Origin of the sequence: Streptomyces paludis, from assembly GCF_003344965.1 — a bacterium.
Lineage (GTDB): Bacteria > Actinomycetota > Actinomycetes > Streptomycetales > Streptomycetaceae > Streptomyces > Streptomyces paludis.
The window spans coordinates 462,697-483,611 of sequence record NZ_CP031194.1; the positions used below are offsets into that span (position 1 = coordinate 462,697).

The window sequence follows — 20,915 nt, forward strand, 5'->3', positions numbered from 1 at the left end:
ACGGACCGACGCAAGGAGGATCAAGGCGATGTCAGGCAACACGGACCCGCTGTCCCCGCGGGCCAAGCTGGCCGTGACGGCGGGCAAGGCCGCGGCGGCGGTGTCGCGCGCCGCTGGGCGCGGCAGCGGATCGGTGATCGGCGGGAAGGTGGCGCTCCGGCTCGACCCCGATCTACTGGGGCGGCTGGCGCAGCATCTCGACGTCATCCTCGTGTCGGCGACCAACGGGAAGACCACCACCACACGGCTGATCGCCGAGGCCCTGGGCGCCGCGGGACCCGTCGTGTCGAACGCGCTCGGCGCCAACATGCCGGCCGGGATCACCTCGGCCCTGGCGGGCGGCACCGACGCCAAGTACGGCGTGATCGAGGTCGACGAGAAGTATCTCGCCGGGGTGGCGCGCGACACGACGCCCAAGGCGATCGCGCTGCTCAACCTCTCCCGCGACCAGCTCGACCGCGCCGCGGAGACCCGGATGCTCGCGGAGAAGTGGCGCGAGGGGCTGGCGGGCACGAAGGCCGTCGTCATCGCGAACGCGGACGACCCGCTGATCGTCTGGGCCGCGTCCTCCTCGCCCAACGTGGTGTGGGTCGCGGCCGGCCAGGAGTGGAAGGACGACGCCTGGTCCTGCCCGTCCTGCGGTGGTGTGATGCAGCGCCCGGGCGACGACTGGTTCTGCGGTGAGTGCGGCTTTCGCCGGCCGCCGCCGAGCTGGGCGCTCCACGGCGACCATGTCCTGGACCCGCACGGTTCGGCCTGGCCGATCCACCTCCAGCTGCCGGGCCGCGCCAACAAGGCGAACGCGGCGACGTCCGCCGCCGTCGTGGCGACGTTCGGGGTGCCCCCGCAGGTGGCGCTGGAGCGGATGTACCGGGTGCAGGCGGTGGCCGGGCGGTACGACGTGGTGTCGTTCCTCGGCCGCGATCTGCGGCTGCTGCTCGCGAAGAACCCCGCGGGCTGGCTGGAGACGTTCTCGCTCATCGACCCGCCGCCGACCCCGGTGATCCTCGCGGTCAACGCCCGGGGCGCGGACGGTACGGACACCTCGTGGCTGTGGGACGTCGACTACACCCGGCTGGCGGGCCACCCGATCTTCGTGATCGGCGACCGCAAGCTGGACCTCGCCGTCCGCCTCGAAGTGGCCGGTCTGGACTTCCGGGTCTGCGAGACGGCCGACGAGGCCGTGCAGCTGGCGCCGCCCGGACGGATCGAGGCGATCGCCAACTACACGTCGTTCCAGGATCTGCGCAAGCGAGTGGGCAACTGAGACCGTGCCGGAGAACTGGACCCCTCGGACCTCTGGAGGACGAGCGAGAATGAGTGACAACAGCCTGCGGCTGGTGTGGATCTACCCCGACCTGCTGAGCACGTACGGCGACCAGGGAAACGCCCTGGTCGTGGAGCGCCGCGCCCGGCAGCGCGGTCTGGGTGTCACCCGGGTGGACGTACGGAGCGACCAGCCGGTGCCGACGTCCGGCGACATCTATCTGATCGGCGGCGGTGAGGACCGGCCGCAGCGGCTCGCGGCGGAGCGGCTGCGCCGGGACGGCGGGCTCAGCCGGGCCGTCGCCAACGGCGCGATCGTGTTCTCGGTCTGCGCGGGCTACCAGATCCTGGGCCACGAGTTCATCAACGACCTGGGTGAGCGCGAGGCCGGTCTCGGGCTGCTCGACGTGGTCTCGACCCGCGGCGAGGGCGCGCGGTGTGTCGGTGACGTACTGGCCGACATCGACCCGCAGTTGAACCTGCCGCAGCTCACCGGGTTCGAGAACCACCAGGGCATCACGCATCTGGGCCCGACGGCCCGCGCGTTCGCCCGGACCCGGCTCGGCCGGGGCAACGGCACGGGCGACGGCACGGAGGGCGCGTACAACGGCACCGTCTTCGGCACGTACATGCACGGTCCCGTGATGGCGCGCAACCCGCAGATCGCGGACCTGCTGCTGAAGCTGGCGCTGGACGTCAACGCGCTGCCGCCGACCGACGACCGGTGGTACGAGGCGCTGCGCGCCGAGCGCGTCGCCGCGGCGACCCAGCCGGCCTGACGCACACGCCCCGGCCGGCCCGACGCGGCACGTACACGCGTCCCGGCCGGCCCGGCGCGGCACGCGAATCGTGCACGTCAGAGCGGGGGTGTGACCGTCGGAGCGGGTTTCGTGACGGGTGTCCAGCAGTCGGACGCCGGGTTCGGCCGGAGCGCCGCCCGCCGGTAGGGTGGCGGCGATCTGGCCGGACGACGGTGTCCGGCCGTCGGCCCCCGTTGCAAAGGTAATCCGGGCTATGCGAATTGGTGTGCTCACCTCAGGCGGCGACTGTCCCGGCCTCAACGCCGTGATCAGGTCCGTCGTGCACCGGGCCGTCGTCGACCACGGCGACGAGGTGATCGGCTTCCACGACGGCTGGAAGGGCCTCCTGGAGTGCGACTACCGCAAGCTGGACCTGGACGCCGTCGCCGGCATCCTGGCCCGCGGCGGCACCATTCTGGGCTCCTCCCGGGTACAGCCCGCGCATCTGCGCGACGGTGTGGAGCGGGCCCGGGGCCATGTCGCGGACCTGGGACTCGACGCGATCATCCCGATCGGCGGCGAGGGCACCCTCAAGGCCGCCCATCTGCTCTCCGAGGCCGGGCTGCCCATCGTGGGCGTCCCGAAGACCATCGACAACGACATCGCCTCGACCGATGTCACCTTCGGCTTCGACACGGCCGTCGGGGTCGCCACCGACGCGCTGGACCGGCTGAAGACCACCGCCGAGTCCCACCAGCGGGTGCTGATCGTCGAGGTCATGGGCCGGCACACCGGCTGGATCGCGCTGCACTCCGGCATGGCGGCCGGTGCCCACGCGATCGTGGTGCCCGAGCGGCCCTTCGACATGGACGAGCTGACCGAGCTGGTCGGCCGACGCTTCTCGGCGGGCAAGCGGTTCGCGATCGTGGTGGTCGCGGAGGGCGCGAAGCCGCGCGAGGGCTCGATGGAGTTCGACGTGGGCGGCACGGACGTGTACGGCCACGAGCGCTTCGCGGGTGTGGCGCGGCAGCTCTCCATCGAGCTGGAGGAGCGGCTCGGCAAGGAGGCCAGGCCGGTGATACTCGGCCATGTCCAGCGCGGTGGCACCCCCACGGCGTACGACCGGGTCCTCGCCACCCGCTTCGGCTGGCACGCGGTCGAGGCCGCCCACCGCGGCGAGTTCGGCATGCTGACGGCGCTGCGCGGCACGGACATCGTGATGGTCCCGCTGGGCTCGGCCGTGGAGACGCTCAAGACGGTACCGGCGGAGCGCTACGCCGAGGCGGAGTGCGTGCTCTGATCCCGGACCTTCCGTCCATCCGCCCCCGGTCGCGAGCGCGGCCGGGGGCGGATCTACTCTGGTGCGGCAAGGTGTGGACAACCGGCGCGAATCGGGCCGGGCCGTCCCGCCGACGTCCCCACAGCGCTTCGGGAGTACACGGATGGATCACGGCGGGCACGGCGGCGGCATGACCATGGATCTGCCGCCGTTCACGCTGGGGCGGGGGCTCGCGTACTCTCCCGACCTCTTCTTCCTCGTCGGCTGTGTGCTGGCGCTCGCGCTGTACGGCTGGGGTGTGGTGCGGCTGCGCCGGCGCGGGGACGCGTGGCCGGTGGGGCGGACCGTCGCCTTCGTCCTCGGGGTGCTGACCGTGGCGCTGATGATGTGCACCGCGCTCAACGACTACGGCATGGTCATGTTCAGTGTGCACATGGTCCAGCACATGGTGATCAGCATGGTCTCCCCCATCCTGGTGCTGCTCGGCGCGCCGGTGACACTGGCACTGCGGGCGCTGCCGGTGGCGGGCCGGGACGCCGCCGGGCGCTCCCGCAAGGGTCTCCGTGAGCTGCTGCTCGCGCTGCTGCACAGCCGCTACCTGCGGATCGTCACGCACCCCGCCTTCACACTCCCGCTCTTCATCGCGAGCCTGTACGGGCTGTACTTCACCCCCATCTTCGACTTCCTGATGGGCTCGCGGGCCGGGCACATCGCGATGATGGTGCACTTCCTCGCGGTCGGCCTGGTGTTCTTCTGGCCGATCATGGGGGTGGACCCGGGGCCGCACCGGCCGGGCTATGTGATGCGGATGCTGGAGCTGTTCGCGGGGATGCCGTTCCACGCCTTCTTCGGTATCGCGCTGATGATGGCGAGCGAGCCGATGGTCGCCGCGTACCGCGATCCGCCGTCCTCGCTGGGGATCGACGCGCTGACCGACCAGAACGCGGCGGGCGGGATCGCGTGGGCGTTCAGCGAGATCCCGTCCGTACTGGTCCTGGTCGCGCTCGTCCACCAGTGGTACCGCTCGGAGCAGCGGCAGGCGAAGCGCTCGGACCGGGCGGCGGACCGGGACGGCGACAAGGAGCTGGCGGAGTACAACGCCTATCTGGCCTCGCTCCAGGCCCGGGGGCGGTAGCGCGAACCGTGTGTCCCGGGCGACGATGGGTGTCACGGCCCCGGCCCGGAGGAGGACGCGTATGTCCGGATCCACGAAGACGATGGGCGTGATGACCGTCGCGGCGCTGGTCGCGGTGACGGGTTACACCGCGGCGCTCGGGAGCAATGGCTGGCTCTGGTTCGGCTGGGTGGTGCTGTGCCTCATCACGATCGGCATGGTGGCGGCGCGGGGACACTGAGCGGTACGGGCCGGCGCCGCGCGGTGCCGGCCCGTACGCCCGGGGGCCGGCCGCACGGAACAGCGGGGCGGTGGGTTCCGTACGGCCGGAGATCGTGGGTCACCGCGCGCCGGGCCCCGCCGCCGCCACCGCGTCGGTACGGAGCCCCAGCGCCCGGCGGCCCGCGTAGCGTGCCCGGTCGCCAAGCTCCTCCTCGATCCGGATGAGCTGGTTGTACTTGGCGGTGCGGTCGGAGCGGGAGAGCGAGCCGGTCTTGATCTGGCCGCAGCCGGTCGCGACGGCGAGATCCGCGATGGTCGTGTCCTCGGTCTCGCCCGAACGGTGGGACATGACCACGGTGTATCCGGCGCGGTGGGCGGTGGCGACGGTGGCCAGGGTCTCGGTGAGGGTGCCGATCTGGTTGACCTTCACCAGGACGGAGTTGGCGATGCCGTCGCGGATACCGTCGCGCAGCAGCGCCTCGTTGGTGCAGAAGACATCGTCGCCGGTGAGCTGGCAGCGGTCGCCGAGCCGGGCCATGAGCAGCCGCCAGCCGTCGAGGTCGTCCTCGGCCATGGGGTCCTCGATGGAGGCGACGGGGTAACGGGCGACGAGTCCGGCGAGGTGGTCCACGTGCTGTTCCGGGGTACGGCGCACCCCTTCGCCCGTGTAGTCGTACTCACCGTCGCGGTAGAACTCGGAACTCGCGGGGTCCATGACGAGGGTGAAGTCGCTGCCCGGCCGGTAGCCGGTGCGCTCGATCGCGGCGACGACGAACTCCAACGCCTCGTCTGCGGTGCGCAATTCGGGCGCGAAGCCGCCCTCGTCACCGACGCCCGTGTGATGGCCCGCGGCGCGCAGGTCGCGGCGGAGGGTGTGGAAGACCTCGGAGCCCATCCGGACGGCTTCGGCGAAGCTCGCCGCGCCGACCGGCGCGATCATGAACTCCTGGAAGTCGAGCGGATTGTCCGCGTGTGCCCCGCCGTTGATGATGTTCATCATCGGGACGGGCAGCAGAGCCGCGTCCACACTGCCGACGTACCGGTACAGCGGCAGCCGGTGGGCGGCGGCGGCTGCCTTGGCCACGGCGAGCGAGACACCGAGCAGCGCGTTCGCGCCGAGGCGGGCCTTGTCGGCGGTGCCGTCGAGGCCGATCAGGGCGGTGTCGAGGCCGCCCTGGTCCTCGGCCTCCCTGCCCCGCACGGCGGCGGCGATCTCACCGTTGACGGCGTCGACGGCGCGGCGGACGCCCTTGCCGTGGAAGCGCGCCGGGTCTCCGTCCCGCAGTTCCACCGCCTCGCGCTCCCCCGTGGAGGCGCCGGAGGGGACGGCGGCGCGGCCGAACGAGCCGTCCTCCAGGGCGATATCGACCTCGACGGTCGGGTTGCCCCGGCTGTCGATGATCTCGCGTCCGGTGATGCGGGTGATCGCGGTCATGGTTCTCCCCGAGCGTGCGACGGAGTTGCTTTGTTCATTTACGGAACATACCCCACGCATTAAGCTCGGTCCATGCGTGGAGATGATGACGAGCCGATCTTCGTCCGCTCCAAATGGGGGACGAACCGCTATGTCTACAGCACACGGAATCCGGTGGGCCGCTGGCTGATCTTCGGCACCGTTGTGCTCGTGCTCGGGATGATCTGGCAGCTGTTCGCCGGATCGAGGTGGAGCGAGGGCGAGTTGCGCGCGGGCGTCCACAAGGCGGCCGAGGCGCTGGAGGCGAAGCCGCAGCAGGTGGGGTTCGTCAACACCTACGATTCGCTGATCCGGGAGGCGATCCGGAACAGCGGGGAGGCGCCCTCCTCGGGCGGCGGTTTCAAGGTCACGCCCGTACCGGACGAAAGCGGGAGCGGAAGCGGAGGCGAGAGCGGGACGGACCGGGCCGCCTCCGGGACCTCGGACTTCGAGATCACCTCCGAGGACGTGTCGAGCGTCTACTGCCTGCGCGTGTCACCGCCGGAGCCGGACAAGGTGGCGGACCACGGCGAGATCACGCTCTCCGTGACCGTGGAGGAGAACCGCTGCGGGTAGGGAGTCGGGGGAGCTACCGGACTCAGTGGACGCGGGTCTCCGGGCCCACCGCGGCGAAGCGGAACTCCACCGTGACCGGCAGGGCGTCCAGGTCGAGCGCCCCGCGCAGCCGGGGCAGGCCCTCCGTGTCGAGCCGCGCGCGGACGGCGCCCGTGTCGGCGCCCTCCTCGACGGTGACGACCAGGACGAGCAGCGGATTCCAGCGCGTCCCGGTGAGGGTGGCCCGCGCGGTCCGGACACCGTCGTACGTGGCGACCTCCCCGGCGAAGGGTTCCGTGGCGGTGCGCGCGGCCAGCTCCGTACGGCCGCGGTCGGGGTCCCGTTCCAGGCGCCAGGTACGGGACTTGGGCCGGCGCGCGAGCTGGGCGGCCAGCCAGCGCAGCGCGAGCAGACCGACGAGGGTCGCGGTGGCGGCCGTCACGTACAGCACCCAGGTGGGCGGGGTGCCGGTGCCCGGGACAAGGGGCGCGCGCGGTTCGAGGACGGTCAGGCGGCCGGTGTGGGTGGCACAGACGAAGCCGCCCGCGGCGAGCAGGAGGAGACCGAACAGGGCCAGCAGCGCGCGGTTGAGCCGGGCCGGTCGGTTGAGGCCGGTCATGACGTGCTCCTGGTGGTGCGGAGGGTGACCTTCACGGTGGGGCGGTCGGCCGGGTCGATTCGGTCGAGGCGCTGTTCGAGGGCGGTACGGACGGCGTCGGCGAGCCCTTCGGTGTTCGTACGGTCGGTTCTCACCCGGGCCGCGATCCGGCGGCGGCGCAGTGTCACCCTGACCCGGCTCACCCCGTCGACCCCGGCGGCGGCGGTCCGGAGTGTGCCGCGCAGTCCGCGCCGGGCCGCGCCGGCGTCCTGGGTGCCGGGCGCACCGGCCAGCGGCAGGACGGTCGGCCTGCCGGGGAGCACCGCGGCCCCCACCATGAGCAGCCCGGCCAGGGCCGTGACCGCGCCCGCGACGGCGGGTGCCGGATCGGTCCAGCGGGTGGCGTGGAGCGCGTCGGCGACGGAGTGGTAGCTGATCCACTCGGGCCGTCCGGCGATCATCTGGACGGCGACGACGGCGACGACCGTACAGCCGGCGAGCAGCGCCAGCGCGGTCAGCGCGGCGGGCAGGGCGCGGCGCGGGCGGCGCTTCACCGGACCCTCCCGGCGTCGGCGATGTCGCTGTGCAGCGCGGTGACGGTGATGTCCACGCGGGACACCGTCAGTCCGGTGAACTCACCGACCCGCTCGATGAGATGGGCGCGCGCGGCCTCGGTCGTACCGGCCACGGAGGCCGGGTAGACCACCGAGAGCCGGACGTCGAGCGAGGCGACGCCGCCCTTGACGCGTGCGCTGACGGTGGCGGCGCGGCCGGGCTTCCGGGCGCCGGACGCAACGGACGTGCCGGATCCGCCCGTGGCGCCGGATGTGCCCGTACCGCCTGCCCCCGCGGCCCCGCCCGTCCCGTCGACCTCGGTGACCGCGTGGGCGGCGAGCCGTTCGACCGCGTGCGCGGCGATGGTGGTCACGCCGCGCTCCCCCGCGTGCGGGGGCGTCATGGTGGTGGTCATCGCGATCAGCCCCTGTCGCGGCCGACGAGCTGGGCGAGGTCGATCCGGCCGTCGAGGTGGAGTCCGACGAGCAGTCCGAGGAAGCCGAGGACGAGGACGGTGAGGAAGGCGCCGAACCCGCCGAACGCCGCGGCGAGTCCGAGGACCAGACCGGTCAGCAGGCCGGTGTGGGAACTGCTCATAAAGACTTCTCCAGGGTGAGGGGGTCGATCGGTCGGTCCGGTGGCGGCGGCGGGACGGAGCGTCGGGTGCGTACGGAGTGCGTTCAGCGCACGCGGCCGGCGTCGGTCCGGTCGTCGCTCTCGTCGTCGCCCGGGATGTGCACGTCGCTGACGTTGATGTTGACCTCGACGACCTCCAGGCCCGTCATCTGCTCGACCGCGTCGATCACATTGCGCCGGACGGCGCGGGCCAGGTCGGCGATCGAGACGCCGTACTCGACGAGGATCTGGAGGTCCACGGCCGCCTGGCGCTCGCCGACCTCGACCGAGACGCCCTGGCCGACGCTCGCGGAGGCGCCGGGGATGCGCTCGCGGAGCGCGCCGAAGGCCCGTACGGCGCCGCCGCCCAGCGCGTACACACCGGTCACTTCGCGGGCGGCGAGACCGGCGATCTTCTGGACGACGGTGTCCGCGATCGTGGTCGTGCCCTTCTCGGAGACCAGCGGGCTGCTGCTGGAGGTGGTGGCGGTGTTGTTGGTGGTGTCGTTGGTGTGCGCGGGGGCCTTGCTGTCGGTGGTGACGGCGTTCGCCATGGTGTGCTCCTCGGTCCGTTCGGTGGGCGCCGGGCGCCCCTGCGGTGTGCGGTGTGCCGCGTTACGGTGCGGGAGTTCGCGGTTCCCCGCTCGCTCCCACACCTGATTGACCCTGTGCCCGACGGATCGTCACGCACGAATAAATGTGACCTGCATCACATGACATGAAGGTGTCGGCCGCACTCCGCTCTCCGCGAACGGCAGGTTCCCATGTCCCCGCCGCTGAGAGCGGATTCGCCGACGGCGGAAGGCCCTGGGCCCGGGAGCACCGCGCGCCTAGCGTCGCCCGTATGGACAGAGGCAGGGCAGTGATCATCGGAGCGACGGGACAGATCGGGCGGGTCGCGGTGGCGGCGCTCGCCGAGGACGGCTGGGAGGTGTGCGCGGCCTCGCTCGGGGGCGGCCGGGACGAGCGGTGGCCGGAGGAGGTACGGAGCGTACGGCTGGACCGGGACGACGACGCGGCGCTGGCCGCCGTGGTGGGCGACGGCGCCGAACTGCTGGTGGACATGGTGGCGTTCGGGCGTCAGCACGCCCACCAGATCGTCGGACTGGCGGACCGGATCGGCTCGGCGGTCGTCGCCTCCACCGGCGCGGTGTACGAGGACGACGAGGGGTGCGGCTTCGAGACGAACGGCGAGCCGGGCGGCTCACCGCGCTATCCGGTGCCGATCCCCGAGACCCAGCGGACGGTGGCGCCCGGCGACGCGACGTACGCCCGGGCGAAGGCCCTGGTGGAGCGGGAGTTGCTGGCGGCGGCCGATGTGCTGCCGGTCACGCTGCTGCGGGCGGGCGCGGTGTACGGGCCGTACTGCCGCACGCCGCGCGAGCTGTACTTCGTCCAGCGGGCGCTGGACGGCCGCCGGCGGCGGGTGCTGGCGTACGGCGGCCGGAGCCGCTTCCACCCGGTGCATGTCTCCAATGTGGCCGAGCTGATCAGGCTGGCGGCGCGGCAGCCCGGGACGCGGGTGCTCAACGCGGGGGATCCGCAGGCGCCGACGGTCGCGGAGATCGGTGCGGAGATCGACGCGGTGCTGGGCCGGGAGACCGAGACCGTCCTGGTGGAGGGGCCGCCGTCGGACGGTGTGGTGGGGACGCACCCGTGGGCGATCGAGTTTCCCCTCGTCTTCGATATGACGGCCGCCGAGCGGGAGTTGGGGTACCGGCCGGTCACCGGCTACGCCGAGTCGCTGCCGGCGACGGTCGAGTGGCTCGTCGCGGAGCTGCGCGGGCGGGACTGGCGGGATGTCTTCCCGAAGATGGTCCGCAATTACGGTGCGGACCTGCTGTTCCCGTACGAGGCAGAGGACGCCTGGCTGGAGGCGTACGACCGGGGCGAGGTCTGACGTACGCACGCACCCTGCGATCTGCGTACGTACGTCAGAACCCCGTCACCGGGTTACGGCTTGGGCGTGGCGTGCGGGGCGCACGTCACGTCGTCGCTGTCGAGCGCGCCCGTCAGCAGATACGCCTTGACGCGGTCGTTGACGCACGGGTTGAGGAGGTTGGTGATGCCGTGCGAGCCTGCGTCCCGCTCGGTGATGAGACGGGAGCCCTTGAAGCGCTTGTGCAGTTCGACGGCGCCCGCGTACGGCGTGGCGGCGTCCCGGGTGGACTGGGTGATCAGCACGGGCGGCAGGCCCTTGCCGGTCTTGACCTCGACCGGGGTCCGCTGCTTGACGCCCCAGGTGGCGCAGGGCAGGTTCATCCAGGTGTTGGACCAGGTCAGGAAGGGGTGGTCCCGGTGGATGCGGGTGCTGTCCCGGTCCCAGGTCTTCCAGTCGGTGGGCCACTTGGCGTCGGTGCACTCGACGGCGGTGTAGACGGCGTTGCCGTTCTCCGACTTGATGTTGCCCGCGATGTCGGTGAGGTCCGGCGAACCGGCGTCGATCAGCGGCTGGGTGTCACCCGCGAGGTACTTGCTCCAGAGGGTGGCGGTGGGGATCCACGCGGAGTCGTAGTACGGCGCGCTCTGGAACACACCGAGCAGCTCGTTGGGGCCGACGACCCCGCCGAGCGGCGCCTTCTTGGCGGCGGCGCGCAGGGCGTCCCACTGCTGGGCGACCTTGGCGGCGGTGTCACCGATGTGGAACGTCGCGTCGTTGGCGGCGACCCACTCCATCCAGTCCTGGAACCGGGTCTCGAAGGCGACGTTCTGGTCCATGTTGGACTGGTACCAGATCTTCTCGCGCGACGGGTTGACCACGCTGTCGACGACCATGCGCCGTACGTGCGTCGGGAAGAGCGTGCCGTAGACCGCGCCGAGGTATGTGCCGTACGAGACGCCCACGTAGTTGAGCTTCCGGTCGCCGAGGGCGGCCCGGATGACATCGAGGTCGCGGGCGGTGTTCGGTGTCGTCATGTGCGGCAGCATCTCGCCGCTGCGCTCCTTGCAGCCGGCCGCGTACTCGGCCGCCAGCTTGCGCTGGGCGCGCTTGTCGGCCTCGCTGCCGGGGACCGGGTCGGCCTTGGGCGCCTTGACGAACTCCTGCGGGTCGACACAGGAGATGGGCGCGGAGCGGTTGACGCCGCGCGGGTCGAAGCCCACGAAGTCGTACGCCTTGGCCGCGTCCGCCCAGATCGCGTTCTTGGTGACGACCCGGCGCGGGAAGGCGAGGCCCGAGCCGCCGGGGCCGCCCGGGTTGTAGACCAGCGAGCCCTGGCGCTCGGCCGGGGTGCCGGTGGAGCCGATCCGGTCCACGGCGATCTTGATCTGCTTGCCGTGGGGCTTCGTGTAGTCGAGCGGGACCTTCACCCAGCCGCACTGGATGGGCTTCTCCAGGCCCCAGTCGGCCGGGCAGTCCTGCCAGTCGATGCCCTGCCGCTCGGCCCGGCCGGCGGCGAGCGCCACACCGGCGGCCGCGGCGGCCGTCTCGTGGGCCTCGGCGGCCTGGGCCGCCGCGGTGCGCGCGGCCTCGTGGGCCAGGCCCGTCAGGGCGGCCGTGCGGCCGTCGGCGTTCGCGGCCGGGGCCGCCATCGCGCCGGCGATGAGCGTGCTCGCTATCAGAGTGCCGGCGGCGCCGAGCGCTGTGGAGCGTCTCACGTCGTTCCTCCCCCAAATGTGGTGCGCCGCTGATGGCGGCGCGTTCCAATGATCGCTCGGTGATGACCGGTTGGCGATGATCGGTTTCGGTCGGTTCTCGGATCCTCGCGCCTGTGGGGCGGCCGAGAACAGACCGGGCGAACCATTCTTTACCCAACCCATAACCGTCGGAGCGCGGTACCGCTGAGCGGTTACGGCCGAACGGTACGGCCGAACGGTATCCCTCAGCCGTACGCGTCCGCCGCCGCGTGCCACCGGCCGTGCCGCAGCTCCTCCCGTACCCCGTCCAGTACGTGCCGCAGCCGCAGCGCGTTCGACGCGACCGCCGTGACCAGCACGGCGGGTCCGGCGAGCGGGGTGAGCACGGCGGTCTCGCCCAGCATCCGGGGCGCCAGCGGCTTCTCCTCGAACTCGGGTGCGACACAGAGCAGTTGTCCGACGGCCCGGTGTCCGCCGAGGACCGCCCCGCCGTCCCAGCCGCCGGGCGCGCCGGGGCCGTGGGCGGCTTCCTGGTCGAGCAGCGGGCGTCCCGCGCGGTGGACGGTGAGCCGGCTGAAGAGGGTGCCCGGCTCCTCGCCGTGCCGGCCGAGGATCTGCTCCTCGCGCAGCACCAGCCGGGCGGTGGCGGCGAGTTCGACACGGGTGCGCATACGCAGCTCGCTGCCGTACGCCGAGATCAGCTGCTCCGGCAGCCAGTTCAGCTCGGCGTCCTGGCCGACGGTGAGCCGTACGTCGTAGTGGGCGGGTCCGTCGGCGCCGTCGCGGCGGCCGGGCAGGGCGACGGTCGCGGCGGCGGAGTCCACGGTGAGCCGGGCGCCGTCCCGTACCTCCGCCTCGATGGCGAGCCGGTCCCCGCCGAGGGGCGCGCTCATCGCGCCGACCACGGTGACCCGGCTGCCGGGGCCTTCGGCGCGGGTACGGCGTACCGCCAGCGGGCCCTCGCCGGCCAGCACCGGGAGCCCGGCGCGGGTGGCGACGATCCGGGCGGTCGCGCGGACGCTCACGCCGTCCAGTCGGCGAGCCGGGCGAGCACCCAGCCGGTGACGGGCGCGACCCCGTCCTCGGCCTTCAAGGACGTGAAGACGACGGGCAGTTCGCCGCGCTGCTCCTTGGCGTCGCGGGCCATCCGGCCGAGGTCGGAGCCGACGTACGGCGCGAGGTCGGTCTTGTTGATCACGAGAAGGTCCGCGGTGGTGACGCCGGGGCCGCCCTTGCGCGGGATGTCGTCGCCGCCCGCCACGTCGATGACGAAGATCTGCGCGTCCACGAGCCCCTTGGAGAAGGTGGCGGTGAGATTGTCGCCGCCGGACTCCACGAGGATCAGGTCGAGCGGTCCGACGGCGTCCTCCAGGTCCTCCACGGCTTCGAGGTTGGCGGAGATGTCGTCGCGGATCGCGGTGTGCGGGCAGGCGCCCGTCTCCACGGCCTGGATGCGCTCCGGCGGCAGGACGGCGTGCCGGAGCAGGAAGGCGGCGTCCTCGCGGGTGTAGATGTCGTTGGTGACGACGGCGAGCGAGAGCCGGTCGCGCAGGGCGCGGCAGAGCGCGGCGACGGTCGCGGTCTTGCCGGAGCCGACGGGTCCGCCGAGCCCGACGCGCAGGGCGCGCCGCCGGCCGTCGGGGCGTACGGCGTCGGCGCTGACGGCGGCCGGGCCGGGGTGGCTGTGGTCGAGATGCATGGTGCGGCTCCTGGGCTGCTGGGCTCCGGTGGGGGCTGGGGGGTTACGAGGCGAAGAGCCGGACCGGCCAGGCCGCGTGCGCCTCGGCGGCGATGTCGAGCAGCGGCGCGGAGGCGGCGGGCAGCGCGTCGGTGCCCTCGTACGCGGCCCGCCCGGCCGCTTCGGTGGCGCGGGCGGCGGTCTCGTCCAGCTCGGGGGCGAGCCGGGCGAGTACGGCGGTGGCCTCGAAGGGGTCGAGACCGAGCAGCCGTACGGTGGCGGTGGCCGGGCCGCTGACCGTCTCGTACAGCGCGCAGTACGCCGCGTCCCGGGGCGCGAGCCCGGCGGCGCGGGCGGTGAGGCCGAGGACCACCGGCTGGTGGGCGCCGCGCGGCCGGGCGGCGGCGAGGGCGGTCAGCTCGGCGCTCGGCCAGGTGGCCCGGGCGGCCCGCATCAGCTGGCGGCCGAGCTTGCGCGCGGTGGCGCGGAGGGCGGGCGACGGCGTACGGGCGTCGGCCGCCTCGTCGAGGACGAGCGGGTCGAGCCCGCCGGCCGCCGCGGCGGCGAGCGCCGCCGCGGTGAGGCCGGTGGTGTGCAGCCGGCCCCGGCAGAAGGCCGCGAGGCCGGCGGCGTCCCGGATCCGGCCCGCCTTGACGGCGGGTTCGGCGCCGCCCGAGTGGGCGTGGCCGCCGGCCGGGAAGCGTCCGTCGGCGAGGACGAGCAGGGCGGCGAGCCCGGCGCCACCGCCGCCGTACGCCGCCCCCACTCCCTTTTCCTGACTGTTCATCAGAAGAGGAAGTACCGCTGGGCCAGCGGGAGTTCGGCGGCGGGCGCGGGCTCGACCGGGTCGCCGTCGATCGTCACCGTGAAGGTGTCGGCGTCGACCTCGACGCGGGGCAGCGCGTCGTTCTCCCGCATGTCCGCCTTGGTGAGCCGCCGGGTGCTGCGGATGGGTACGAACTTCTTGGCGAGGCCGAGGCGTTCGGGCAGCGCGTCCTCGATGGCCGCCTCGGAGACGAAGTTGAGGGATCCGGCGGCGGCGGCCCGGCCGAGCGCGCCGAACATCGGCCGCGGCATGACCGGCTGGGGGGTGGGGATGGAGGCGTTGGCGTCGCCCATCTGCGCATAGGCGATCTGGCCGCCCTTGACGACGAGCAGCGGCTTGACGCCGAAGAACGCCGGGTCCCAGAGCACCAGATCCGCGAGCTTGCCGCTCTCCACGGAGCCGATCTCCCCGTCGAGCCCCTGGGCGACGGCGGGGTTGATGGTGTATTTGGCGATGTAGCGGCGGGCCCGGTGGTTGTCCGCGCGGCCGTCGCCCGGCAGGGCGCCCCGGCGCTTCTTCATCACGTGCGCGGTCTGCCAGGTCCGCATGATGACCTCACCGACCCGCCCCATGGCCTGGGCGTCCGAGGAGATGATCGAGATGGCGCCGAGGTCGTGCAGGATGTCCTCGGCCGCGATGGTGGAGGGCCGGATCCGGGACTCCGCGAAGGCGAGATCCTCGGGCACGGACGGGTTGAGGTGGTGGCACACCATCAGCATGTCGAGGTGTTCCTCGATGGTGTTGACGGTGTGCGGCCGGGTCGGGTTGGTGGAGCTGGGCAGGATGTACGGCTCGGAGACGACCGTGATGATGTCCGGCGCGTGGCCGCCGCCCGCGCCCTCGGTGTGGTACGCGTGCAGGGTGCGCCCGGCGACGGCGGCGAGGGTGTCACCGACGAAACCGGCCTCGTTCAGTGTGTCGGTGTGGATGGCGAGCTGGGCGCCGCTCTCCTCGCAGACCCGCAGACAGGCGTCGATGACGGCGGGAGTGGCGCCCCAGTCCTCATGGATCTTGAACCCGAGTGCGCCGTGGCGGAGTTGGGCGTGCATCGCGTCGCGCGACATCGTGTTGCCCTTGCCGAGCAGCCCGATATTGACGGGGAAGGTCTCCAGCGCCTCGAACATCCGGGCGAGGTGCCAGGAGCCCGGGGTGATGGTGGTGGCCTTCGTGCCCTCCGCCGGTCCGGTGCCCCCGCCGACGAGGGTGGTGACACCGGACGACAGGGCCTGGTCGACGATGGTCGGCGAGATGAAGTGGACATGGGCGTCGACGGCGCCCGCGGTGAGGATCCGTCCGTTGCCCGCGATGATCTCGGTCTCGGGCCCGATCACCAGGTCGGGATGGACCCCGTCCATGGTGTCGGGGTTGCCGGCCTTGCCGATGCCGGTGATCCGGCCGTCCCTGATCCCGACATCGGCCTTGACGATGCCCCAGTGGTCGATGATCACGGCGCCGGTGATCACGGTGTCGGGCGCGCCCTCGGCGCGGGTCGTACGGGACTGTCCCATCGACTCGCGGATCACCTTGCCGCCGCCGAACACCGCCTCGTCCCCGGCGAGTCCGGGGCCGCCGGAGCGGTCCTCCTCGATCTCGACGAGCAGGGCGGTGTCCGCGAGCCGGATCCGGTCACCGGTGGTGGGGCCGAAGAGATCGGCGTACCGCGCGCGGGAGAGCGTCAGCGGCGCGGCCGGGAAGCCTTCGGTCGGTTCAGTCATCGAGGGGACCTCCGGTCTCTCCGCGCAGACCCGGCACGACCCGCGCTCCGGCCAGCGGGACAAGGGCGACGGCGACGGGGACGCCCGGCTCGAACCGTACGGACGTACCGGCCGCGATGTGCAGCCGCTTGCCGCGGGCGGCGGCGCGGTCGAACTCCAGACCGGGGTTGGTCTCGGCGAAGTGGTAGTGCGAGCCGACCTGGACGGGCCGGTCGGCGGTGTTGAGCACGGTCAGCGAGGTGACCTCGCGGCCCTCGTTGAGGACGACCGGCTCCTCGGCGTACAGGATCTCTCCGGGAATCATCGGCGCGCGCTCCCCCGTCAGACGATCGGATCGTGGACGGTGACGAGCTTGGTGCCGTCCGGGAAGGTGGCCTCCACCTGCACGTCGTGGATCATCTCGGGGATGCCCTCCATGACGTCGTCACGGCCGAGCACCGCACGCCCCGACACCATGAGTTCGGCGACCGTACGGCCGTCCCTGGCGCCTTCGAGCAGATGCGCGGTGATCAGGGCGACGGCCTCGGGGTGGTTGAGCCGCAGCCCACGCGCCCGGCGCCGGGCGGCCACGTCCGCGGCCACATGGATGAGCAGACGTTCCCGCTCGTGCGGTGTCAGTTGCACGCTTCCACCTCATCGTCCTCCGGATCGGCTCCGGCCCGGTGACGATCCGGGCGCGGCGCGAGCCTAGCCCCATTCAACAGAATGTTGAACAGCGTGGGCGTCGCACGCGTCGCACGTTAGGACGGAAGTTTTTCCAGCACGTTAACTGCCCGCGCGGCCGCCGCCCGGCGTCGGCATGCGCCGGGAACCGGGGTGACGACGGCCGCGCCCGGCCCCTCTCCGCCCGTACGGCGGCAGGTGCGGGCCGCTCTCGTATACGGCGGCGTACGCACGCATACGCGAGGTCATACGCCGGGAAGTCATACGTCGGGCGCGTGCTCGGCCGCGATGCCGAAGCGCCGCCGCTCGCCCGCGCCCCCGGCCGAGGACGGCGCCGAGCCGAGCGCCGAGACGGAGCTGATCACCTGCTCCTCCTCCGGCGCCGTGTCCGCCCCCGCCTCCAGCCGCTCCAGGTCGGCGGCGGAGACCAGCGCGACGAGCGGCTTGCCGTGCCGGGTCACGACGACGCGCTCGCCGCCGTAGACGACGCGATTGATCAGATCGGCTAGCTCTGCCCGGGCTTGCGTCACCGGAATCTCGTAGGCCATGCCCCCAGCCTATTCGGCGCCGTTTCCGCGCCACAGAAAAAGGGCCGGGTGGCCGGAAACAGTCCCTCGCCTCGCCGCGACCCGCACTCCCCGGCCGGCTTCCCGCTATAACGTTCTGTACGTCCTGTACATTTTTACCGGACGGCCGCGCACGAGGAGAGGTCTGCCATGAACCGCCCTTCCGCCCGCCATGTCCTGCCCGAGTTCACCGAGCGGACCACCAACGGGAGCCGGACCCTCGATCCGTACTCCAAGCTCTTCGAGGACCGGATCATCTTTCTCGGCACCCCCGTCGACGAGACCGCGGCCAACGACGTGATCGCCCAGTTCGTCCATCTCGAATACGACGCGCCCGACCGCGACATCCGCGTCTACATCAACTCGCCCGGCGGTTCGATCAGCGCCCTGACCGCGATCTACGACACCATGCAGCTCGTCCGCTGCGAAGTGGAGACGACCTGTCTAGGCCAGGCCGCCTCGACCGCCGCCGTTCTGCTGGCCGCCGGGACGCCGGGCAAGCGGATGGCGCTGCCGGGGGCCCGGTTCGTCCTCCAGCAGCCGGCCACCGAGGAGACGGTCATGGGCCAGCCGTCCGATCTGGCGATCCACGCCGAGGAGTTGCTGCGGCAGCGGGAGCTGCTCGCGTCGATGCTCGTCCGGCACACCGGACAGAGCCCGGAGACGATCGCCGCGAGCATCGACCGCGACACGGTCTTCGACGCTCCCGCGGCGAAAGCGTTCGGACTGATCGATCACGTGATCGAGAGCCGGAAGACCTCGGCGCTCCGGAGCCGATGAACGGGCCAACGTATCCCCGGTCGCAACGGATGTGAGGGGGCGTGAGGCGTTCCCGTACGGACGCGTCCGTACGGGAACGCCTCACCCGTTCAGGGGACGAACCCGCTGGACACAGCCGGGGAGTCGAGTTGCGCAGGGCGCCCGGAGGCGTATGACGCGGCCTCATTTCCCCGCAGGTGCCGACCTCATCGGCGCCCCCGGCTCCGATACGAAAAACCCCTTTGCCACCCCTTTGGGTCAGCCGTGAGGAAGTTCACATATCGTCGTTTCAGCTCGGAAATCCGCTCCTCCTTGGGTCAAGATCCCTGGGACGACAAGCCCCCGCCACCCCCGGCGGGGCGATCCGGGCGGACGCCGAGTCCTGCCGCCGTTCCGGATGTCTGAGTCGACAGGAGTGGATCGGCAGGAGTGGAGGACCCAAGCAGTACGGGACGACGCACGTCGTGGTCGTCCCTTGGGGTGAAGCCGTGGGATCTGTCTCGACAGGGCTCCGCGGCCGGGCAACTTCGCCAGCCCGAACCCGACAGGTCATCCTTCACAGGCGGCTGACGAAGGGTTGCGCATGACTGCGCAGACATATGTCCCGTCCTTGCTTTCCCGGACCGGTGCCGTTTCGGTCCTCACGCTCGCCGCGGTCGGCGGCTCGGTGCTCGCACCGGGCGCCGCGCCCGAGGCCCAGGCGGCCACCCACGCCGTCAAGGCGCTGAAGGTCGCCGCGTCGAAGAAGGGCGCACCGTACAAGTACGGAGCCACCGGACCGTCCCGGTTCGACTGCTCCGGGCTGACGGTCTACTCGTTCAAGAAGGCCGGCAAGAAGCTCCCGCGCACCGCGCAGCAGCAGTACAACAAGACGTCGCACATCTCCTCCGCCAAGCGGCGCAAGGGTGATCTCGTGTTCTTCCACTCGGGGAGCAACGTCTACCACGTGGGCATCTACGCGGGTTCCGGCAAGATCTGGCACTCGCCGAAGACCGGAGCGGTGGTACGGCTGGAGAAGATCTGGTCCAAGAGCGTCTGGTACGGACGCGTGGGCTGAGCGGGGCGGTCGAGCGGCGCCGGCCGTTGAGCGGCGCACCCGGTTGAGCGGTGCGAGCGGTTGAGCCGAGGGGCGGGGCCGGCCAGGGCCCGGCCGGTCCCGTCCCTCAGTTCCGGCAGCTCCGGTCGGCCGGTACGGTCCAGGGCAGCGCGATCCAGACGGTCTTGCCCCCCTCCGCCGTCGGGGTGATGGAGAGCCGCCCGCCGCACTCGGCGGTCAGCGAGCGGATGATCACCATGCCCCGGCCGTTGTCCTGCTGCACGGCCGCCGGCAGCCGTTGCGGCCAGCGCGGATGGCTGTCGGTGACCCCGACGCGCAGCCGCTCCTCGCGCTCCAGCCGGACCTCCACGGTGAACGTGGGCGACTGGCCGAAGGTGTGCTGCACGGCGTTGGTCGCCAGTTCCGAGACGATCAGCCGGACCGTGTCGGCGGTCTCCGCTTCGCCGGGCAGCCCCCACCCGGTCAGCAGATCCTCCACATATCTTCGCGCCGTGGGTACCGACGCGGGATCGCTCGGCAGTGTGATGGATGCTTCCTGATGGTCTGCCATGACGATGCCGTCCCTTTCGCACCGGACCGCACTCCGCCACAGAACGGATGACTGCGCGGACGGCCTCGGACTCCGCTTCGCCGCCAGCCTGCCACCGATCGCACCGCGCCACGGCCCGATCCGCAGAGATCTGCATATATCTGTCGCTCAAAGCGGTGAACTCTGCAACGCGAGACCGTATTCGGGCGCGGAAAAGATACCTTCTCCGCCGTCGCGCACCGGTGCGCGGAAAACGGACGGCGAGAGGATTCGGCCATGCGGCATATTCCACTGGTACGGCGGCGCAAGCTCGGCGAGGAATTGCGGCGGCTGCGCCGGGAGGCGGGGCTGACGAGCGGGGAGACCGCGCGGCTGCTCGGCTGGCACCAGTCGAAGGTGAGCCGGATCGAGACCGGCGTCAGCGGTGTGAAGGCCGGGGATCTGACCGTGCTCTTCGACGCGCTGGGGCTGGGCGATCCCCATCTGCGCTCGCTGCTCAGCTCCCTGGCGGAGCGGACCGGCGGCGGACCCGGCTGGTGGGAGGCGTACGGCGGCGCGATCCCGACGGGATACCGGGACTTCATCAGCCTGGAGTCCCAGGCGAGCACCGCGCACACCCTGGAGACCTCGGTGGTGCCGGGGCTGCTCCAGACGCCCGGCTACGCCCGCGCGGTGACCCGGGCGGCGCTGGACGGGCTGCCGGCGTCGACCGTGGACGCCCTGGTCGAGGTGCGGCTCGCCCGTCAGGCCGTCCTGCGGTCCGCGACACCGCTGCGGCTGCACGCCGTACTCGACGAGGCGGTGCTCCGGCGGCAGGTGGGCGGGCCCGAGGTGATGAGAGAGCAGTTACGACGGCTGGCGGAGCTGGCCCGGCTTCCCCATGTGTGCCTCCAGGTGCTGCCGTTCACTGTCGGCGGCTATGTCGGACTCGCCGGGCCTTTCGTTATTTTCACTTTTCCGAACATCGCTGATCTGGATTTGGTCGTTCTCGACCATTTGACGAATAGCCTCTTTCTGGAGCGGAAAGAAGACCTGGAGGCATACCGCGCCGCGTTCACGACCATGCGCGGACATGCCCTCTCGACAGCGGATTCACTCGATCTCATCGCCGGAATCGGTGCCGGAATCGGCACCGTCCCGTAGGGAGGC

General features: G+C 71.8%; 25 protein-coding genes and 1 riboswitch. Of the genes, 10 read left to right on the forward strand and 15 right to left on the reverse strand.

The features are described 5' to 3' along the window. Positions 1–28: 28 nt before the first annotated feature. The 5 genes from DVK44_RS01935 to DVK44_RS36635 all read left to right on the forward strand — a co-directional run bounded on the left by DVK44_RS01935 (position 29) and on the right by DVK44_RS36635 (position 4,640). A complete protein-coding gene (locus DVK44_RS01935) occupies positions 29–1,267 on the forward strand; it encodes a Mur ligase family protein (protein WP_114658016.1) in 1,239 nt (412 codons plus the stop codon). Between the two features lie 49 nt (positions 1,268–1,316). Beyond that, entirely contained in the window at positions 1,317–2,045 is a 729-nt protein-coding gene (locus DVK44_RS01940) for a type 1 glutamine amidotransferase (RefSeq protein ID WP_114658017.1), read from the forward strand. A gap of 235 nt (positions 2,046–2,280) precedes the next feature. Further along, positions 2,281–3,306: a 6-phosphofructokinase gene (locus tag DVK44_RS01945; RefSeq protein ID WP_114658018.1), complete on the forward strand. Its 1,026-nt coding sequence runs from the start codon at positions 2,281–2,283 to the stop codon at positions 3,304–3,306. A gap of 142 nt (positions 3,307–3,448) precedes the next feature. Continuing rightward, the gene (locus DVK44_RS01950) at positions 3,449–4,420 is read left to right on the forward strand and encodes a cytochrome c oxidase assembly protein (protein ID WP_114658019.1); all 972 of its coding nucleotides are present in this window, start codon (positions 3,449–3,451) and stop codon (positions 4,418–4,420) included. 61 nt (positions 4,421–4,481) lie between these two features. Then, positions 4,482–4,640: a hypothetical protein gene (locus DVK44_RS36635; RefSeq protein WP_181957381.1), complete on the forward strand. Its 159-nt coding sequence runs from the start codon at positions 4,482–4,484 to the stop codon at positions 4,638–4,640. Positions 4,641–4,739: 99 nt separating this feature from the next. Here the strand turns inward: DVK44_RS36635 and eno are convergent, their stop codons facing one another. Then, entirely contained in the window at positions 4,740–6,056 is a 1,317-nt protein-coding gene (gene eno, locus DVK44_RS01955; RefSeq protein WP_114658020.1) for a phosphopyruvate hydratase, read from the reverse strand. A gap of 72 nt (positions 6,057–6,128) precedes the next feature. Between eno and DVK44_RS01960 the strand changes: the two genes are divergently transcribed. After that, the gene (locus tag DVK44_RS01960) at positions 6,129–6,650 is read left to right on the forward strand and encodes a hypothetical protein (RefSeq protein WP_114658021.1); all 522 of its coding nucleotides are present in this window, start codon (positions 6,129–6,131) and stop codon (positions 6,648–6,650) included. Between the two features lie 22 nt (positions 6,651–6,672). Here DVK44_RS01960 and DVK44_RS01965 read toward each other — a convergent pair whose 3' ends face one another. The 5 genes from DVK44_RS01965 to DVK44_RS01980 all read right to left on the reverse strand — a co-directional run bounded on the left by DVK44_RS01965 (position 6,673) and on the right by DVK44_RS01980 (position 8,951). Then, on the reverse strand, positions 6,673–7,248 hold the full coding sequence (locus tag DVK44_RS01965; protein WP_114658022.1) for an alkaline shock response membrane anchor protein AmaP: 576 nt from the start codon (positions 7,246–7,248) through the stop codon (positions 6,673–6,675). After that, on the reverse strand, positions 7,245–7,781 hold the full coding sequence (locus tag DVK44_RS01970) for a DUF6286 domain-containing protein (RefSeq protein WP_114658023.1): 537 nt from the start codon (positions 7,779–7,781) through the stop codon (positions 7,245–7,247). The genes DVK44_RS01965 and DVK44_RS01970 overlap by 4 nt, the downstream gene beginning before the upstream one ends. Next, the gene (locus tag DVK44_RS01975) at positions 7,778–8,197 is read right to left on the reverse strand and encodes an Asp23/Gls24 family envelope stress response protein (RefSeq protein WP_114658024.1); all 420 of its coding nucleotides are present in this window, start codon (positions 8,195–8,197) and stop codon (positions 7,778–7,780) included. The genes DVK44_RS01970 and DVK44_RS01975 overlap by 4 nt, the downstream gene beginning before the upstream one ends. Before the next feature lie 5 nt (positions 8,198–8,202). Further along, complete coding sequence (locus tag DVK44_RS36640; RefSeq protein ID WP_181957382.1) at positions 8,203–8,379, reverse strand: hypothetical protein; 177 nt, start codon at positions 8,377–8,379, stop codon at positions 8,203–8,205. An 83-nt stretch (positions 8,380–8,462) separates the two neighbouring features. Then, positions 8,463–8,951 carry an Asp23/Gls24 family envelope stress response protein gene (locus tag DVK44_RS01980; RefSeq protein WP_114658025.1) on the reverse strand — a complete coding sequence of 163 codons (489 nt, stop codon included), beginning with the start codon at positions 8,949–8,951 and terminating at the stop codon, positions 8,463–8,465. Between the two features lie 311 nt (positions 8,952–9,262). Here DVK44_RS01980 and DVK44_RS01985 point away from each other — a divergent pair, with 311 nt between their 5' ends. Beyond that, positions 9,263–10,297, forward strand: a complete 1,035-nt coding sequence (locus DVK44_RS01985) for an NAD-dependent epimerase/dehydratase family protein (protein WP_114664842.1) — start codon at positions 9,263–9,265, stop codon at positions 10,295–10,297. A gap of 53 nt (positions 10,298–10,350) precedes the next feature. On the opposite strand, the gene DVK44_RS01990 is transcribed toward DVK44_RS01985, so the two are convergent. The 8 genes from DVK44_RS01990 to DVK44_RS02025 form a co-directional block, all read right to left on the reverse strand. Then, positions 10,351–11,994, reverse strand: a complete 1,644-nt coding sequence (locus DVK44_RS01990; protein WP_228446952.1) for an alpha/beta hydrolase — start codon at positions 11,992–11,994, stop codon at positions 10,351–10,353. Positions 11,995–12,218: 224 nt separating this feature from the next. Next, positions 12,219–12,998 (reverse strand): urease accessory protein UreD, encoded by a 780-nt coding sequence (locus tag DVK44_RS01995; protein ID WP_114658027.1) that lies wholly within the window; start codon positions 12,996–12,998, stop codon positions 12,219–12,221. Beyond that, a complete protein-coding gene (gene ureG, locus DVK44_RS02000) occupies positions 12,995–13,672 on the reverse strand; it encodes an urease accessory protein UreG (RefSeq protein WP_114658028.1) in 678 nt (225 codons plus the stop codon). The genes DVK44_RS01995 and ureG overlap by 4 nt, the downstream gene beginning before the upstream one ends. Positions 13,673–13,715: 43 nt before the next feature. Then, positions 13,716–14,438: an urease accessory protein UreF gene (locus tag DVK44_RS02005; protein WP_114658029.1), complete on the reverse strand. Its 723-nt coding sequence runs from the start codon at positions 14,436–14,438 to the stop codon at positions 13,716–13,718. Beyond that, on the reverse strand, positions 14,438–16,192 hold the full coding sequence (locus DVK44_RS02010; protein WP_114658030.1) for an urease subunit alpha: 1,755 nt from the start codon (positions 16,190–16,192) through the stop codon (positions 14,438–14,440). The genes DVK44_RS02005 and DVK44_RS02010 overlap by 1 nt, the downstream gene beginning before the upstream one ends. Further along, the gene (locus DVK44_RS02015) at positions 16,185–16,496 is read right to left on the reverse strand and encodes an urease subunit beta (protein ID WP_114658031.1); all 312 of its coding nucleotides are present in this window, start codon (positions 16,494–16,496) and stop codon (positions 16,185–16,187) included. The genes DVK44_RS02010 and DVK44_RS02015 overlap by 8 nt, the downstream gene beginning before the upstream one ends. 17 nt (positions 16,497–16,513) lie before the next feature. Next, positions 16,514–16,816, reverse strand: coding sequence for an urease subunit gamma (locus DVK44_RS02020; protein WP_114658032.1), 303 nt, complete (start codon positions 16,814–16,816; stop codon positions 16,514–16,516). 299 nt (positions 16,817–17,115) lie between these two features. Then, positions 17,116–17,403: a type II toxin-antitoxin system Phd/YefM family antitoxin gene (locus tag DVK44_RS02025; protein ID WP_114658033.1), complete on the reverse strand. Its 288-nt coding sequence runs from the start codon at positions 17,401–17,403 to the stop codon at positions 17,116–17,118. A gap of 168 nt (positions 17,404–17,571) precedes the next feature. Between DVK44_RS02025 and DVK44_RS02030 the strand changes: the two genes are divergently transcribed. Then, positions 17,572–18,201 (forward strand): ATP-dependent Clp protease proteolytic subunit, encoded by a 630-nt coding sequence (locus tag DVK44_RS02030; RefSeq protein ID WP_114658034.1) that lies wholly within the window; start codon positions 17,572–17,574, stop codon positions 18,199–18,201. A 367-nt stretch (positions 18,202–18,568) separates the two neighbouring features. Then, positions 18,569–18,760: riboswitch (cyclic di-AMP (ydaO/yuaA leader) on the forward strand. 3 nt (positions 18,761–18,763) lie between these two features. Further along, entirely contained in the window at positions 18,764–19,237 is a 474-nt protein-coding gene (locus DVK44_RS02035) for a C40 family peptidase (RefSeq protein ID WP_114658035.1), read from the forward strand. Between the two features lie 106 nt (positions 19,238–19,343). Here DVK44_RS02035 and DVK44_RS02040 read toward each other — a convergent pair whose 3' ends face one another. Continuing rightward, complete coding sequence (locus DVK44_RS02040; protein WP_114658036.1) at positions 19,344–19,787, reverse strand: ATP-binding protein; 444 nt, start codon at positions 19,785–19,787, stop codon at positions 19,344–19,346. Positions 19,788–20,042: 255 nt separating this feature from the next. Between DVK44_RS02040 and DVK44_RS02045 the strand changes: the two genes are divergently transcribed. Next, positions 20,043–20,909, forward strand: coding sequence for a helix-turn-helix domain-containing protein (locus DVK44_RS02045; RefSeq protein WP_114658037.1), 867 nt, complete (start codon positions 20,043–20,045; stop codon positions 20,907–20,909). Positions 20,910–20,915 lie beyond the last annotated feature (6 nt).

Excerpts from the sequence above, each read along its gene's own strand:
- DVK44_RS36635 (WP_181957381.1), top strand. The coding sequence starts at position 4,482 with ATGTCCGGATCCACGAAGACGATGGGCGTGATGACCGTCGCGGCGCTG.
- DVK44_RS02040 (WP_114658036.1), bottom strand. The coding sequence starts at position 19,787 with ATGGCAGACCATCAGGAAGCATCCATCACACTGCCGAGCGATCCCGCG.
- ureG (WP_114658028.1), bottom strand. The coding sequence starts at position 13,672 with ATGCATCTCGACCACAGCCACCCCGGCCCGGCCGCCGTCAGCGCCGAC.
- DVK44_RS01980 (WP_114658025.1), bottom strand. The coding sequence starts at position 8,951 with ATGGCGAACGCCGTCACCACCGACAGCAAGGCCCCCGCGCACACCAAC.
- DVK44_RS02010 (WP_114658030.1), bottom strand. The coding sequence starts at position 16,192 with ATGACTGAACCGACCGAAGGCTTCCCGGCCGCGCCGCTGACGCTCTCC.
- DVK44_RS36640 (WP_181957382.1), bottom strand. The coding sequence starts at position 8,379 with ATGAGCAGTTCCCACACCGGCCTGCTGACCGGTCTGGTCCTCGGACTC.
- DVK44_RS02005 (WP_114658029.1), bottom strand. The coding sequence starts at position 14,438 with ATGAACAGTCAGGAAAAGGGAGTGGGGGCGGCGTACGGCGGCGGTGGC.
- DVK44_RS02015 (WP_114658031.1), bottom strand. The coding sequence starts at position 16,496 with ATGATTCCCGGAGAGATCCTGTACGCCGAGGAGCCGGTCGTCCTCAAC.
- eno (WP_114658020.1), bottom strand. The coding sequence starts at position 6,056 with ATGACCGCGATCACCCGCATCACCGGACGCGAGATCATCGACAGCCGG.
- DVK44_RS02025 (WP_114658033.1), bottom strand. The coding sequence starts at position 17,403 with ATGGCCTACGAGATTCCGGTGACGCAAGCCCGGGCAGAGCTAGCCGAT.
- DVK44_RS01950 (WP_114658019.1), top strand. The coding sequence starts at position 3,449 with ATGGATCACGGCGGGCACGGCGGCGGCATGACCATGGATCTGCCGCCG.
- DVK44_RS02035 (WP_114658035.1), top strand. The coding sequence starts at position 18,764 with ATGACTGCGCAGACATATGTCCCGTCCTTGCTTTCCCGGACCGGTGCC.
- DVK44_RS01975 (WP_114658024.1), bottom strand. The coding sequence starts at position 8,197 with ATGACCACCACCATGACGCCCCCGCACGCGGGGGAGCGCGGCGTGACC.
- DVK44_RS02045 (WP_114658037.1), top strand. The coding sequence starts at position 20,043 with ATGCGGCATATTCCACTGGTACGGCGGCGCAAGCTCGGCGAGGAATTG.
- DVK44_RS01960 (WP_114658021.1), top strand. The coding sequence starts at position 6,129 with ATGCGTGGAGATGATGACGAGCCGATCTTCGTCCGCTCCAAATGGGGG.
- DVK44_RS01965 (WP_114658022.1), bottom strand. The coding sequence starts at position 7,248 with ATGACCGGCCTCAACCGACCGGCCCGGCTCAACCGCGCGCTGCTGGCC.
- DVK44_RS01940 (WP_114658017.1), top strand. The coding sequence starts at position 1,317 with ATGAGTGACAACAGCCTGCGGCTGGTGTGGATCTACCCCGACCTGCTG.
- DVK44_RS01935 (WP_114658016.1), top strand. The coding sequence starts at position 29 with ATGTCAGGCAACACGGACCCGCTGTCCCCGCGGGCCAAGCTGGCCGTG.
- DVK44_RS01945 (WP_114658018.1), top strand. The coding sequence starts at position 2,281 with ATGCGAATTGGTGTGCTCACCTCAGGCGGCGACTGTCCCGGCCTCAAC.
- DVK44_RS02030 (WP_114658034.1), top strand. The coding sequence starts at position 17,572 with ATGAACCGCCCTTCCGCCCGCCATGTCCTGCCCGAGTTCACCGAGCGG.